Below are 15,266 nucleotides of genomic sequence, written 5' to 3'. Positions count from 1 at the left end.
ATGGGTGCGTTCCTCGACGGGATCCTCGCCGATTTCGGCGAGCACTGGCCGCTCTACGTCTCCATCCCGATCGTGGCCGCCCTGATCGGCTACACCACCAAACTCGTCGCGATCCGGATGATGTTCCAGCCGGTCGAGTTCGTCGGCATCAAACCGTTCCTCGGCTGGCAGGGCATCGTGCCCAAACGCGCCGCGCGGATGGCGAGCATCGCCTGCGACACGATGACCGAGCAGCTGATCAAACCGGCCGAGGTCGTCGCCAGGCTCGATCCGCAGAGAATCGCCAAGGAGATCGAAAAACCGCTCCAGGCGGCGGTCGAGGACATCGTGCGCGACGTCGCCGCCCACTATCAGCCGGGGCTGTGGGAATCCCTGCCGGTGGGGATGCAGCGGCTGGTGATCCAGCGCGTCCAGGCCGAGACGCCGCGGATGGTCGCGGCCGTGCTGGAGCTGATCAAGTCCGATGTGGACAGTGTATTCGACCTCAAGGGCATGGTGGTCACCGCACTGGTCAAGGACAAACGGCTGCTGAACCGGATCTTCCAGGAGGCCGGCGACAAGGAGTTCAAGTTCATCGCCCGCTCCGGCATCTTCTTCGGCGGGCTCATCGGCGTGATCCAGATGGTCGCGTGGGTGCTGTTCAAGTTCCCGCTGATCATGCCCCTGTTCGGGCTTTTCACCGGCTGGTTCACCGACTGGCTCGCGCTGCGGATGATCTTCTATCCGATCGAGGAACGCCGGTACTTCGGCGTGCGCTGGCAGGGCCTGTTCCTGAAACGGCGCGGCGAGGTCGCGGAGGCGTACGGCGCGCTGATCGCCAAGGAGATCATCACCCCGCACAACGTGATCGAGGCGGTTCTGCACGGCCCGCTGTCGGACCGCGTGCTCGGGCTCATCCAGCGCCAGCTCGACGAACAGCTCGGGCGGCGTATCGGCGTCGGGAAACCGCTGGTGGTGTTCGCCGTCGGCAGCAAGCGGTATCAGGACATGAAGCTGAACATCGCCGAGAAGATCATGGACGAACTGCCGGACACCATGCGGTACATCGAGGACTACGCGACGGACGCGATGGACATCCGGAACGTGCTGGTGACGAAGATGAAGGAGCTGTCGCCGCGCGAGTTCGAGGGACTGCTGCGGCCGGCGTTCCAGCAGGACGAATGGATCCTGATCGCGACCGGTGCCGTCCTGGGTTTCGCCGTCGGTGAGGCGCAGGTCCTCCTGCTGGAGCACTTCGCCGCCTGACGCGGGGATGGGTGGTCGGCTGGGTGGGTCGCCCGCTGTCGCGTTTAGTCCTCTGAATGCGGTAGTTGCACGCGCAAGGACCGCATCCAGAGGACGAAACGCGGGGCTGGGACCCATCGCGTATCCAGGCACGGCGACCGGGCACCTGATTGCAGGGGCATGAAACTGCCCTTACGGGCGGACGAACTTCGGCACTAACGGTGGTACATCGGTTCGCCCGTCCGGTCTAAGGTGCTCGGTGCACTGAGCCTTGGGGGAGGGCGCACATGGCCGACGCGGGGAGTCCGTGGCCGCAGGAGATCCGGCTGGCGATGACCATGGTGGGCGGGGCGAGTCTCGCGGTCTGGATGGGCGGGGTCGCCACCGAGACCTCGCATCTGCTCCAGGCGTCGAGAACGCCGGAATCGAAAAGCCCGTACCGGGCCTTGCTCGATCTGCTCAACGCCACCGTCTCGCTCGACGTGCTCACCGGCACGAGCGCGGGCGGTATCAACGCGGCGTGCCTCGGGCTGGCCGAGGCGTTCCGGTCGAGCCCGCAGGTGCTGCGCGACACGTGGATCAGCACGGGATCGCTCGACAACCTGATCCGCGATCCCGGCGAGAAGGAACCGCGTTCGCTGCTCGACGGCGACAAGGTGCTGCTCGGCGATCTCAAGGACGCGCTGCACCGGATCACCGACAAGGCGACGGTGAAACCCGACTGTCCCGACATCACGGTGCTGCTCACCGGCACGATGATCGACGGCGAGACGACCAGGTTCGACGACGCGCTCGGCAATCTGGTGCGGGACACCGAACACCGGCTCTTGTTCCGCTTCGATGGTCCTTTGTGGACGGACGAGGTGGTCGGCCCGCTCGCGCTCGCCGCAAGGTCCACCGCGTCGTTCCCCGGCGCCTTTGAACTTTCCCGGATGCCGATCGGCGAGAAGACCGGACCGCTGCATCCGGACATGACGAAGTACACCGACGTCACGCGCTCGCACTGGCTCACCGACGGCGGGGTGCTGCTGAACAAACCGTTGCGCCCGGCGCTGCGGGAGATCTTCGAGCGGCAGTCGCATTCGGACGTCCGGCGGCTGCTGCTGTACGTGGTGCCGACGGCGGAACGCGAGGCCGAGCGGGTCGTGGTCGATCCGGAGCGGCCGCCGCTGCTGGGTACCGCGATGAGCAAGGTCGTCGGCACCGTGCTGAGCCAGACGATCAGCGCCGAGCTGGAGGACCTGACCAGGCACAACGACGCAGTCGTCCGGACAAGGGGGACCCGGGTTTCCCTTGCCGCGATGGGGGTTCGCGGCGGCCCGGACTCGCTGGTCGACCAGCGGCTGATGAACGACTACCGCGACCGGCGCGTGCAGGAGGACGCCACCGCGCTGGTCCGCGAGGCGACCCGCAGGCTCTCACTGTCCGATGTGGAGGATCAGGGTCGCCAGTGGGCGTCCGGCACGGCGGCGCAGCTGCGCGCGGCCGCGGCGGCCGGGCTGCGGGACGGCCTCCCCGCCGAGCCGCCGAAGGACACCTGCGAACTCGCGGACCTGGTCGCGTTCCGCACCACCGCACTCGACGATTCGGTCGCCACCGGCCTGCAACTGGTGAACGCGGGCTTCCGGCTGGATCCGTCGCCGGAGCACGCGGTGCAGCTCAACCGTTGCCGCGTGCTGCTGCACGAAGCGCGGCACAAGGCGGCGCGGGGGAAGCGGCTCGCGGGCTGGGTCACCGAACAGGAGCCGCCGTCCTCCGACGTCACGCTGGCGGCCTGGATCGAAGGCCTCGCCAAGGAATGGGCCGCGCTCGGCCGCTCGGACACGCTGAAGGAGGCGTGGCCGCTCGTCGTCGCCGCCCTCCGGCAGGCCACCCCGGTCCTTTTGCCGCTGGCGCAGGCGAAACCCGACACCGAAGCCGCCGACACGGTCAGCACGCTGCTGGCGTGGACCGGGCTCACGTCCGACGACAAGAGTGCGGGCGATCCCATCGTCACCTCGCGGCTGGTGCGCCTGCACATCGCGACGCGGGGGCTGCTCGCGCAGGCACCGTCGGTCGACCAGCGGGTCGATCTCGTCCAGGTGAGCGCGGATTCGCGGACGCTGCTGGACATGAAACGACGCCGTTCGTGGGACAAGCTCACCGGCATGCAGGCCGACTACTTCGGCGCGTTCTACAAGGCGTCCTGGCGCGCGAACGACTGGATGTGGGGCAGGGTCGACGGCGCGGGCTGGCTGGTGCAATGCCTGCTGGACCCGAAACGCCTGCGCCTGCTGCGCGACGTCGTCGGGCGGGAGGCGTTCCGGGCACGGGTACGGGACACCTTCAAGGAGATCGGCTGGCGGCAGCCGGGCACGGAAGACGGCCTGTCGCAAGAGGAAGCGGACGCCCTGCGCGCGCAATTGGCCGGGGAGCTGGCTTTCCTCGGCCTCGACGGTGAACTCGCCGATGTGGAAGGAGAAGCCGGCCTCCCGATCAGCATGCCGGTGACGGCGATGGTGCTCGCCAGGGTCCGGCAACTGGAGATCGCGCGCGAAGAACTGCCGTGTGTCGGCCTCCACTGTGGACACGACGCGAAAACGGCCAAGGGCAACGGGAAACCGTCGGAACGGTTCCGGCGTATGATCGAGAACGAACCCGAAACCGACGAACAGACCCAGCGCGCGTTCCAGGCGTGCCAGGTCTCCGGCGAACGGTTCGAACACGAACGCGGGACGATGCTGCTGACGAAGACGCTGGTCAAGGCCGGTGCGGCCGGGCTCAACGCGGCCGCGGGGGCGACGCGGGTGCCGAAGTCGGTCCAGCCCGCCGCGACCTTCGCCAAGGCCGCCGGGCGCAGCGCGTGGTGGATCACCCGCGGGGCGGCCACCCTGCCGTCGCCGTGGAACGTGCTCGCCGCGCTGATCACCGTGCTGGCCGGTTTCGTCCTCGGTGGACAGGGCGGCCCGGTCCTGCAATGGGTCGGCGTGCCGGTGGCCGCGGGCGCCATCGTGTTCCTGGTGGTGAGCCTGATGACCTTGCGCAAGACGTGGCGGATGATGCTCACGGTGCTCGGCGTGCTCGTGGTGGCGACCTTGCTGTTCGCCGCCTTCCTGCCACCGGTGCGCGACCCGCTGTTCGGCTGGCTCGGCGACGTCGTCGCGGGCTGGCGGCGTGGCGAGGCGCCGGTCTGGTGGCTGGTCGTCTGCCTGCTGCTCGTGCTGCCCGCCATCTGGACGCCGCTCGGCTCGCTCGCGGGTCGCAAGCGGCGTCGTGAATAGCGGAATCGGGCGCCGAATAGCGCCCTGACCCTGCGACGAAGCGGTAACGGTTGGTATCGTCACGTGCAGTGAGACCGCAGCGAGGCGGCCTTACCCACAAGTGCTGCGCTTCAAACGTTACCGTTACCTTTGTCACGTGTGTTTCAAGGTTGTTGCAGGTAGCCGCGTTGCCGCCGTCGCGCTGATCTGACCGCGCCCGAATCCTCCGGTACGTTTCTTGGACATGTCCGGAAAGCACTTGATCGAAAATCCGACCAAGGCAGACGGTGCCGCGCTCTGGAGAATCGCCCGCGATTCCAAGAAGCTGGATCTCAACACGCCTTACGCCTATTTGCTGTGGTGCCACGATTTCGCCGACACCTCGGTCGTCGCGAAAGTCGACGGCACGCCGGTCGGCTTCGTGATCGGGTACCGGAAGCAGGACACCGGCTTCGTCTGGCAGGTCGCCGTCGACGCGTCCCAGCGAGGAAAAGGCCTGGCCGGAGCTCTGCTCGACGAGCTGTTCGGCCAGTTGACCGCCCAGGGCGTCCGGTACCTCGAAACGACGATCACGCCGGACAACGAGGCTTCGATCCGGTTGTTCGCCTCGTTCGCCAAGCGGTGGGACGCCACCGTGGAACGCCAGGATCTGTTCTCCACGACGGATTTCCCGGCCGAGGAAGGAACGCATGAGCAGGAGGACCTGTACCGCATCGGTCCGCTCAGCAGTCAATAGAACGTAAATCCGGGGATCTCAGGGAGAAAGAAAACGTGATGAGCATTTTCGAGGAACTCGAATCCGAAGTACGCAGTTACAGCCGTGGCTGGCCCGTCGTGTTCGACAGGGCCCAGGGGAGCTACCTGTACGACGAAGACGGCAAGGCCTATCTCGACTTCTTCGCCGGCGCCGGCGCGCTCAACTACGGGCACAACAACCCGGCGCTGAAGCGGGCTCTGATCGACTACATCGCGCGTGACGGCGTGACGCACGCACTCGACATGTTCACCGTGGCCAAGCGCGACTTCCTGCAGACGTTCCAGGAGAAGATCCTCCGCCCGCGGGATCTCGACTACAAGGTCGTCTTCCCCGGTCCCGGTGGCGCGAACGCGGTCGAGGCCGCGCTGAAGCTCGCCCGCAAGGTGACCGGCAAGGAATCGGTCATCAACTTCACCAACGCCTTCCACGGGATGACGCTGGGCGCCCTCTCGGTGACCGGTAACTCGATGAAGCGCGGCGGCGCGGGTGTCCCGCTGGTGCACGCCACCCCGATGCCGTACGACAACTACTTCGACGGCTCCATCCCGGACTTCCTCTACTTCGAGAAGCTGCTCGAAGACTCCGGCAGCGGCCTGAACGAGCCCGCCGCCGTGATCGTCGAGGGCGTGCAGGGCGAGGGCGGCATCAACGCCGCGCGCGTCGAGTGGCTCAAGGCGCTGGACGACCTGTGCAAGAAGCACGGCATCCTGCTGATCCTCGACGACGTCCAGATGGGCTGCGGCCGCACCGGCCCGTTCTTCAGCTTCGAGGACGCGGGCATCAAGCCCGACATCGTGTGCCTCTCGAAGTCCATCGGCGGCTACGGCATCCCGATGGCGCTGACGCTGATCCGCCCGGACCTCGACGTCTGGGAGCCGGGCGAGCACAACGGCACCTTCCGCGGTATCAGCCCGGCGTTCGTCACCGCGACCGAGGCGCTGCGCGTCTACTGGAGCGACGACGAGCTGGAGAAGTCCACCAAGGCCAAGGGTGAGCGCATCGCCGCCGCCTTCCAGGGCATCGTCGAGGCGTACCCGGACGCGAACCTGTTCGCGAAGGGCCGCGGCCTGGCCCGGGGCATCGAGTTCGCCGACGGCGACCTCGCGGGAAAGGTCTGCGCCGCCGCGTTCGAGCGCGGGCTGCTGATGGAGACCTCCGGCCCCGACGGCGAGGTCATGAAGGTCCTCCCGCCGCTCACGCTGACCGACGACGAGCTCACGAAGGGTCTGTCGATCATCGACGAAGCCGTCGCCACCGTCCTCAACTGACCTGAACCGACTGCCCTCAACCAGGAACGAGAAGGAGTTTTCCGTTGCTTGTCAGAACGCTCGACGAGGTCACCGACACCGACGCCGACATCAAGACCCCGAACTGGCGCAGCAAGCGCATCGTGCTGGCCAAGGAGGGCGTCGGTTTCTCGGTGCACGAGACCACGCTGTACGCCGGGACGGTCAACGACTTCTGGTACGCGAACCACATCGAAGCGGTGTTCATCACGTCTGGTGAGGGCGAGCTCGAAAACACCGCGACCGGCGAGGTCTTCCAGCTGAAGCCGGGCACGTTGTACCTGCTCAACGACCACGACAAGCACCAGGTCCGGCCCAAGACCGAGATCAAGTGCGTCTGCGTGTTCAACCCGCCCATCACCGGCCGTGAGGTCCACGACGAACACGGCGTGTACCCGCTCGTCACCGAACCCTAGAAATCGCTCGAGGAGGCGACTGCATTGACGCTGACCGACACCCGAGTCGACGACAGTTACCCGACCCGCATCACGGGTAAGCCCGAACACCTGCCCAGGACGCACCCCACCGTCTGGGGCACCGAGGCCGACGGTCCCTTGGACGCGGCCACGCTCGCGAACCACGAAACGCGTGGTTTCACCGTCGTCGACCAGTTGTTGTCGCCTGGTGAGGTCCAGGCCTACTGGCAGGAACTCGTCAGGATGTCGTCGGGGGACCACCGCGACGACGAGCGCGTGATCACCGAGGCCAAGACCGGTGAGGTCCGCTCCATCTTCGACGTCCACGAGACCAGCGAGCTGATCGCGGAACTCGTCCGCGACCCGCGCGTGCTCGACCGGGCCCGGCAGATCCTCGGCTCCGAGGTCTACATCCACCAGAGCCGCGTGAACTACATGCCCGGCTTCAAGGGCACCGGGTTCTACTGGCACTCGGACTTCGAGACCTGGCACGCCGAGGACGGCATGCCGGTACCCCGCGCGGTCAGCTGCTCCATCGCGCTCACCGACAACTACCCGTTCAACGGCGGGCTGATGGTGATGCCGGGTTCGCAGCGGACCTTCGTGCAGTGTGCCGGGGAGACCCCCGAGAACAACTACAAGAGTTCACTGAAAGAGCAGCGGGTCGGCGTCCCGAGCGAAGAAGACATCACCGCGCTCGCCGCCGAATACGGAATCGACCAATTCACCGGGCAGGCCGGTTCGGCGCTCTGGTTCGATTCGAATGTGATGCACGGTTCGTCGAACAACATCACGCCGTACCCGCGATCGAACATCTTCCTGGTGTTCAACAGCGTCGAGAACGCATTGCGGGAGCCGTTCGCCGCGATCGAACCGCGTCCGGCGTTCATCGCCGGCCGCGACTCGACCCCGCTGTCGCGCTGACGAAACCGCAGGTCGCGAAGGCCATGACGGGGCGCTTGTAGCCGTCGGTGTGCGCCCTGTTACGTTGTCGCCACGTGAGCGGGCCAGTGGGCTCGCTCACGTAGGTGTTGTCGACGACCGAACGGGTTCTTCGCTCGGGGTGAGCCCACCCGGACGGACGTGGACGCCGATGTCCGGTGTGGGTCGCGCCCCCAGGCGGCCCAAATCGGATATCTCCCGGCTCCGTGCCATCAGATCGGGACTGATGGCACGGAGCCTTTTTCTTTTTCGTGAGTCGATGCGTCCTTGGTGCGCGGTTCGCGAGCCGGAAGTACATGAAGGGGGTCTTCATGTACTTGGGGAGGTCGAGTTTCCTCGGCTGAGCCGTGGGAAGGCGGCCTTCACGCGCTACCTGCCGCGGCTGCGTGGCTCAGGACACGCAGTGAGCCGTATCGCCGAGGTCGTGAAGGCCTCCTTCCCTACCCTGAAAGTAGGGAAGGAGGCCTTCACGACCTTGAGTGTCCTGGTTGGCGGCGTCTTGGCGCGGTAGGTTGGCTACTCCGGTAAGGGGAGAGATCGGAGGAGGGGGGCTTGTCATGGGCGAAAGCGGTTCCCCTGCCCGCTTCCAACTCCTTGGTCCCGTGCGCCTCCTCGACGGCGATCGGCCGGTCCCCGTCGGCGGCCCGGGCGTCCGTGGTCTGCTCGCGCTGCTGGCGCTGAAGGTCAACAAGGTCGTCGCGCTCGACGAGATCATCGACGCGCTCTGGGGGCACGACCCGCCTGCCACGGCCCGCACGATCGTCCACGGCAACGTTTCGCATCTGCGGCGCGTGCTCCGGGGCATCCAGGGCGATCATCCGCACGGCGCCCGGATCCTCACCGCGCCGCCCGGCTACCAGCTCACCGTCGAACCCGAGCGGATCGACGTCCACCGCGCCCGATCCCTGCTGGAGCGGGCTTCCGCGGAGGAGCCGGAGAAGGCGGCCGAACTGCTCACCGAGGCCCTCGCGCTCTGGCAGGGGCCCGCGCTCGCCGGGGTGCCGGGGTCGGTCCGCGCTCCCGAACTGGAGGACCTGCGGCTCGCCGTCCACGGCGCCAGAGTCGACGCGGACCTCGAACTGGGCAGGCACGCGGAACTGATCGTCGAGCTCAGCCCGCTGGTCCGCGCGAACCCGCTCGCCGAGCGCACGGCCGGTCAGCTGATGCGCGCGCTCTACCACGCCGGCCGCCGGGGCGACGCGCTCGAGCTCTACCGCACGGTGTCCCGGGCGACCCTGCGCACCCTCGGCGTCGAGCCCGGAGCGGAACTGCGCTGGCTGCATGAACGCGTCCTCAACGACGACCTGCCGGTCAAGGTCGCCGCGGAACCGAAGGCCGAGGCGGTGCCCGTCCAGCAGTTGCCGCCCGCGGTGCCGAACCTCGCCGGACGCGAGGCCGATCTGGCTTGGCTCGACGACCTCGCCGAGCGGGCCGAAGCGGGCGAGACCGCGGTCGGCGTGGTCACCGGGACGGCCGGGATCGGCAAGAGCAGCCTGGTGGTGTGGTGGGCGCATCGCGCGGGCCGCCGCTTCCCCGACGGCATCCTTTTCGCCTCGCTACGGGGTTTCGACCCGCATCATCCGCCGCTGGAGCCCGCCGACCTGCTCACCCAGTTCCTGCTCGGGCTCGGCGTGCCTGCCGAGGGCGTCCCGGAACAGGTCCACGAACGCGTCGCTCTCTACCGCTCGATGATCGCCGGACGCCGGATGCTGGTCATCCTCGACAACGCCCGAAGCGCCGAGCAGGTCCGGCCGTTGCTGCCGCCCGGTTCGCGGTCGATGACGCTGGTGACCAGCCGCTCCCGGCTCGACGGGCTCGCCGTGTCCAACGCCGCCAAGCTGCGGGTGCTCGGCACCCTCGCGCCCGGCGACGCCGTCCGGTTGATCGAGGAACTCGCCGGGCCCGCCGGCTACGACCTCAACCACGCGCTCGCCCGGCTCTGCGGTTATCTCCCGCTGGCACTGCGGATCGCGGGTGCCCGGCTCGCCGCCAGCGCGCAGTGGTCAGCGCAGGATCTGGTCGACGAACTGGGCAACGAACGGACCAGGCTGGCCGCGCTCGACGTCGAGGGCCCGGACGACGGCGTCCGCGCGGCGTTCGACGTCTCCTTCCGGGGGCTGCCGCCCGAGGTCGCGGACACGTTCCTGCGGCTCGGCGTGGTCCAGTGCGTTTCGGCCGGTTCGCATCTGACGGCCGCGATCGGCGGGATCACCGTCGCCGAGGCGCGGCGGCATCTGCGGGTGCTCGCCGCGCACAACCTGCTCGCCGAAACCGGCCGCGACTCCTTCGTCCCGCACGACCTCGTCCGCCTGTTCCTCCGTGAACTGGCGGAGAACGAACTCGACGAAGCCGACCGGGAAGCCGTCCTGTCGCGCTCGGTGCGGTTCTATCAGGCCGTCGCCGACCGGGCCCGGCGCAAGATGCTGCGGATCGTCGACCCGCTCGACTTCACCGGGGTGCTGACCGACGCGCAGACGCCGCCGATCGGTTCCTTCGACGAGGCGCAGGACTGGTTCACCGCGGAATGGGAGAACCTGATCGAGGTCCTCGAAGCCGCCCGCGCCGCCGGACGCCACGACGACGTCTGGCAGCTGGCCAGGGTCGCGCACACCTATCGAGCGGTGTACCCGCTGCTGGACGAGTGGACGCGGCTGGTCGGGATCGGGCTGGAGGCCGCCGAGCGATCCGGCGACGTCCTCGGCCGGTGCTGGATGCTGATCTCCCGTTGCGCCATCGCCCTCACCTTCGAGCTGCCGCAGGGCTGCCTCGCCGACGCCGAACGCGCGCTCGAACTCGCGACCGCGATCGGCGACGACCGGCTGATGAACTCCGCGAACATCCATCTCGGCTCCGCGCTGACCCTGCTGGGGCGGCACGACGAGGCGATCAGGACGTTGCGGCGGGCGGTCGAGGAGACCGAGCGGACCGGTGATCTCGAATTGCGCGGGCAGGCGCTCAACAACTGCGCCGAGGCCGAAAAGCGGGCCGGGCGGTTCATCGAGGCGATCGGGCACCAGGTCGCCTCGCTGGAGATCGACCGGACCCTCGGCGACGAAAGCTACGTCGTCGTCTCGCTGAACAACCTGGCCGAATTGAGCATGCGGATCGGCGAACTCGCGGCGGCCGAGCGGTACGTGTGGGAAGCCGTGGACCTGACGATCAGCAGACGGTTCGTCCTCCAGGAGGGCGTCCTGCGGCTGACGCTGGGCCGGGTGCTGCGGTCCGGGTCGGATGTGGACGGTGCCCGCGAACAATTCGCGCTCGCGCTGAAAATCCTCGCGGACGCCAATCCCAAGCTCGCCGCACTGGTCCGTGCCGAACTCACGGACCTCGGCGAAACTCCGTGAGTGATCCTTAGCGGATTCTTAGTGGCCTCGCCGCGCACGCGCGTAGGGTCCGATTCAGTGTCGATCGAGCCCTAGGGGAGGGGCATCGGTAGTGATCGGCGCTCGGGCGGGCCCGTTCCGGGGCCGTCTGAAGAGCCGCCAGGAGCGGCTCGTGGCGGTCCGGCCGGTGGAGGTGGGGGCGATACCGGCCGGCCGCCAGGCGGCACCACCGCGTTTCGTCCTCTGAATGCGGTCCTTGCGTGTGCAACTACCGCATTCAGAGGACGAAACGCGTGGGGTCAGCCGGTGCCCGCCGTGCACAGGGCGATGGTCTGGCCCTTGTTCTCCGCCACCTTCTTGCCGTTGACCAGGATCGTGCAGGCGATCTGGTTGCTGACCGACGAGTTCCGGGTGTCCGCGGTGACGGTGAGCAGGTAGTCGCCCGAGTTGAACGACGCCGTGCCGCGCCATTCGTCGGTGCTGGCCGGGGTCGTCTCGGTCCGCTGGTCGTTGAGCGAGCCGTAGCGGATGGTCGCGCCGCCGGAGGCGCTGACGACGAACTCGACGGTGTTCTTGTCGCCGGCGACCGCCGGGACGTGCAGCCCCGACTCGCCGGTTGCGAAGAAACTGGTGTAGACCAGTAACCCGCCGGCGGCCAGCAGTCCGGTGATCGAAAGCGCGAGCCCCGCGATCCCCATTCCCTTCTTGTCCGCCTCGCCCTTCTTGATTTTGGTCAAACCGATCACGGAAAGAATCAATCCGATCACGGCGAGCGGCCATGCGGCGATCCCGGCGACCGGGACGAAGGCGACCCCGAGTGCCGCCATGCCGACCAGGAAACCTGCGATGACCACGCCGTTCTTGGGTTTGCGGTGCCGTGTTCCGTGCGCGGCGAACCCAGGGCCGTAGTGGGTGGCGGGCGGGTGCGGGAGAGGTGGATCGGTCGGCATACATGCCCTTTCGAAGGCTTCCGTCCGAAGACGTTAACCCATCGTTCGGGGCAATGGCCGAAATTGTTACCTGCCGGAAAAAGTCATCATTCAACGATGATCAAGCGGTCACCGATATTTTCTGACGAGAATTGTGGCATCGCCGAATGTCGGAAACCCGATCACTGATCGAACAGGCTGACTTCCGGGGTGATCTCCAGCAGTTCGTGCACCGGGCGGCCGCGGCGGCCGTCGATGGTCGTGGTCCGCACGACGCGCAGCCGCGCGGTCACCGGCCGGTCCAGATTCTCCTTGATCTCGTCGAGCAGATCCGGCGCGACCGCGCCCTGGATCGTGCCGCCCGATTCGCGTTCGAGATAGAAGATCCGGCGCCGCGTGCGGACGCCGTCCAGCCTGCCGCTGACCGTCTCGTAGCCGACGGCTTCACGTGACTCGCGCAGGCTCCCGGAAAGGATCCTCGCCTGCTCGGTGGTCATGCTGCGGGTCAGCTCGTCGCCCGCGGTGGGGGTCAGCGCCATGCCGATCCCGGCGTGTTTGCTGACCGCGTTGACGATGTCGCTGACCGCGTTGCGGACGGTGTCGCGCTGCAGCAGCACCGCGTCCAGCGCGCCGTCGTCGGAACCGTTGGCGGGCAGGAAGTCGCACAGTTCCTTGACCGCGCGTTCGGACAGCGACTCGATCCCGTCGTGGATGAGCGCGTCGTCGAGCGCCGGTTCCGGGAAGCCGAAGAAGATCGCGTTGCCCGCCTGTCCACGCTGGATCAGCGGGGCCTTCTCCCGGTCCGCGGGCTGGACGAAGGTCACCTCGCCCGACGGGTTGCGGATGATGTGCCCGATCTTCGCCGTCGCGTCCTGCAGCGCGCGGCTGATGTCGGAGAAGGTGTACGCGTCCAGATGCGACTCTCCGAGCACGGAAACGCGAAGCAGTGGCGAACGCGACGTCCGCTCGAACTTGGCGTACGCGGCCATCGCCGACGCTCGGGCGAGGTCGTCGAGCCAGGTGCCGCCGGGGATCTCGTCGGCGATACGCCGGAATTCGTTCCTCACCAGATCACTTCCGGAATTCCCCTGCCACCCGATGCCCACACTTCCTCCCAGATCTCCTCGTCGCCGGGGCGGCAGAGGAACCCGTCGAGCATGCCGCCGACGGGCTGGACCTGGTCCAGGTACATGGCGGGCTGGCCGACGATGACCCCGCGCAAGGTCAGCAGCCCGTACAGCGCAGAGCGCCCCGCGTCGTCGAGCCGTTTGAGCGCGCCCCATTCGTCCGGGATCAGCACCACGTCGAGCCCGAGCGGCGCGTGCGGGGTCCTGGCGGTCAGATCGCCGCCGATCCACGCGCGGCCGGTCGGCATGATCCGCCGGGCGACGCCGAGGTAACTGTTCAGCGCGCTGAACAGGATTTCACGGTCGTTCTGGTGCGGCGCGTCGAAGACCAGCCGCTCGTAGACGTCGGCCAGATCGGCGGGATGGCGGCCAGGAGGCAGCAGGTTGTGCGGCGTCCAATAGGGGAGCGCCAATCGGAGCCTCCTTCGTGTGCCGGAGCTCCCGATCGAAGAAACGTACCCGGCGTCCCGCTCACAGTGCGTAGCCGAATTTACCAGGCGAGTGTCAGCCGCCCTGCCCCGGCCGGTGCTCGGGCGCGTGCCCGGCGGGCGGCCAGTCCTCGTCGCTCGGCCAGACGGGTTCGGGTTCGTGGCCGCCCTCGCCGTTCCGGGCGGCCGGTTCCGGCGGCCCCGGGTGGTAGCCCCGCACCGGTTCCGGCGTCAACTGGCCCTCGCGGTGGCCTTCCGCCTCCTGGTCGTACGGCTCGTCGTCGTCCTGGATCCGCGCGGGCGGGAGGAACTGCGTCCGTTCGGTGGAGAGCAGCTCGGGCAGGGGTTCGGGGTCCGGCTCGGCAGGCACCGGTGCCGTGCGTTCCGGCTCGCGGGCCACCGGTTCCGCGGCCGGTCGCTCACGTCGTTCGCCGCGCATCAGCAGCCAGGTGACACCGCAGCCGAGAGCGAACGAGATGAGCAGCCAGAGCCAGATCTGCCCGAAGAGCCAGAGCATCAGGCCATCACCTCTGTTCTGCCGTGATGTCGACGCGGCGGCCCTCGCCGTTCGCGCCGTCGGAGTTCCTGCGCTGGGTGGAGTACGCCTGGTCGCGTTTGACCCCGTTGCGCTCCAGCAGCCGCTCCACCGTCAGCGCCCGGTTCAGCGAGAGCTTCCGGTCCGAACCGGTCGCGACCTGCCCGGTGATCCGGAACCTCAGCTCGCGGGGCGCGTCCGTGAGCAGCTTCGCGATCTCCAGCGCGCCGCGTTCGCCGTCCGCGGTGAGTTCGGTGGTGTCCGGTTCGAACGTGATGGGCGTGGCCGCCAGCAGGCGGTCGATCTCGGCCTGGAATCCGGCCTTGTCCACCGGCTTGGCCGACGTCGGCGTGGGACTGGGCGACGGGCTCGGGGGCGGCTGGCTCGACGGCTCGCCGCTGGTCGTCACCGGGCCGGCGGGCGGGGCGGTGTCGCCGGAGATCTCGACCGTTCGGACCCCGTCGATCCGCTGGATGGCGTCCATCGCCTGCGCGGCCTTGTCCGGCGGGAAGCCGGTGAGGTTCGCGTCGCGGCCGGAGAAGCTCACCTGGCCGCCGGAGACGCCGACGTCGGCGAGCGCGTTCTTGGCGCGCGCGGTCAGCTCGGCCTCGATGTCGTCCGAGGCCGACCAGACGGTGATCGCCGTCAAGGCGAGCGTGACCAGCAGCGCTGTAGGCAGCAAGCGGCTCCAGCGGGTACCGGGCATGGAGGGACTGTAAGCCGCCTCCGACCGGTTGGCGAACCGGCTTCCGGCACGTCCCGCGCTCTCCGCGGGGCGCCGCGCACCCGTCTGGCCTGCGACGTCAGTGCGGCCCGTGGCCGGCCGCCGGACCCCGCATGGTCGGCACATGACCCTTCTGGGTGACATCGATCGATGGCCCTGATGCGCGTGAAGGCCCCCTTCCCCTTGGGTTCTAGCCGAGGGGGCGGATTCCAGGGGTCGTTGCAACACGGGTGATCAACTGGTTTCGGCGAGGAGTTTAGCTAGGCGCTCGGCTGGGGTGTCCCAGCCGAGCGTTTTGCGTGGGCGGCGGTTGAGTTGGGCGGCGACGGCGGC

12 protein-coding genes are annotated in these 15,266 nt (G+C 68.2%); 7 read left to right on the top strand and 5 right to left on the bottom strand.

Annotated features, from left to right (window positions below; all coding sequences use genetic code 11):
- The 7 genes from AC069H_RS25740 to AC069H_RS25710 all read left to right on the top strand — a co-directional run bounded on the left by AC069H_RS25740 (position 1) and on the right by AC069H_RS25710 (position 11,211).
- On the top strand, positions 1–1,245 hold the full coding sequence (locus AC069H_RS25740) for a DUF445 domain-containing protein (protein WP_478230263.1): 1,245 nt from the start codon (positions 1–3) through the stop codon (positions 1,243–1,245).
- Between the two features lie 266 nt (positions 1,246–1,511).
- Entirely contained in the window at positions 1,512–4,484 is a 2,973-nt protein-coding gene (locus tag AC069H_RS25735) for a patatin-like protein (protein ID WP_478234066.1), read from the top strand.
- Between the two features lie 223 nt (positions 4,485–4,707).
- On the top strand, positions 4,708–5,199 hold the full coding sequence (ectA, locus tag AC069H_RS25730; RefSeq protein WP_478230261.1) for a diaminobutyrate acetyltransferase: 492 nt from the start codon (positions 4,708–4,710) through the stop codon (positions 5,197–5,199).
- Positions 5,200–5,237: 38 nt separating this feature from the next.
- The gene (gene ectB, locus AC069H_RS25725) at positions 5,238–6,488 is read left to right on the top strand and encodes a diaminobutyrate--2-oxoglutarate transaminase (protein ID WP_478234065.1); all 1,251 of its coding nucleotides are present in this window, start codon (positions 5,238–5,240) and stop codon (positions 6,486–6,488) included.
- 44 nt (positions 6,489–6,532) lie between these two features.
- A complete protein-coding gene (locus AC069H_RS25720) occupies positions 6,533–6,922 on the top strand; it encodes an ectoine synthase (protein ID WP_478234064.1) in 390 nt (129 codons plus the stop codon).
- A gap of 24 nt (positions 6,923–6,946) precedes the next feature.
- A complete protein-coding gene (gene thpD / locus AC069H_RS25715) occupies positions 6,947–7,846 on the top strand; it encodes an ectoine hydroxylase (protein ID WP_478230259.1) in 900 nt (299 codons plus the stop codon).
- A 575-nt stretch (positions 7,847–8,421) separates the two neighbouring features.
- Complete coding sequence (locus AC069H_RS25710; protein ID WP_478234063.1) at positions 8,422–11,211, top strand: AfsR/SARP family transcriptional regulator; 2,790 nt, start codon at positions 8,422–8,424, stop codon at positions 11,209–11,211.
- Between the two features lie 278 nt (positions 11,212–11,489).
- On the opposite strand, the gene AC069H_RS25705 is transcribed toward AC069H_RS25710, so the two are convergent.
- The 5 genes from AC069H_RS25705 to AC069H_RS25685 all read right to left on the bottom strand — a co-directional run bounded on the left by AC069H_RS25705 (position 11,490) and on the right by AC069H_RS25685 (position 14,915).
- Complete coding sequence (locus AC069H_RS25705) at positions 11,490–12,140, bottom strand: DUF4190 domain-containing protein (protein ID WP_478234062.1); 651 nt, start codon at positions 12,138–12,140, stop codon at positions 11,490–11,492.
- Positions 12,141–12,301: 161 nt separating this feature from the next.
- Positions 12,302–13,186 (bottom strand): hypothetical protein, encoded by an 885-nt coding sequence (locus AC069H_RS25700; protein ID WP_007033450.1) that lies wholly within the window; start codon positions 13,184–13,186, stop codon positions 12,302–12,304.
- Positions 13,183–13,659 (bottom strand): DUF6932 family protein, encoded by a 477-nt coding sequence (locus tag AC069H_RS25695; RefSeq protein ID WP_037335500.1) that lies wholly within the window; start codon positions 13,657–13,659, stop codon positions 13,183–13,185. Before AC069H_RS25695 ends, AC069H_RS25700 begins: the two co-directional genes overlap by 4 nt.
- 91 nt (positions 13,660–13,750) lie before the next feature.
- A complete protein-coding gene (locus AC069H_RS25690; protein WP_478234061.1) occupies positions 13,751–14,191 on the bottom strand; it encodes a hypothetical protein in 441 nt (146 codons plus the stop codon).
- Between the two features lie 7 nt (positions 14,192–14,198).
- A complete protein-coding gene (locus AC069H_RS25685) occupies positions 14,199–14,915 on the bottom strand; it encodes an OmpA family protein (protein ID WP_478230255.1) in 717 nt (238 codons plus the stop codon).
- Between the last annotated feature and the right edge of the window lie 351 nt (positions 14,916–15,266).

The sequence above is a fragment of the Amycolatopsis sp. NPDC043887 genome (assembly GCF_056435665.1).
This window is presented reverse-complemented; position numbering and strand designations above follow the sequence as displayed.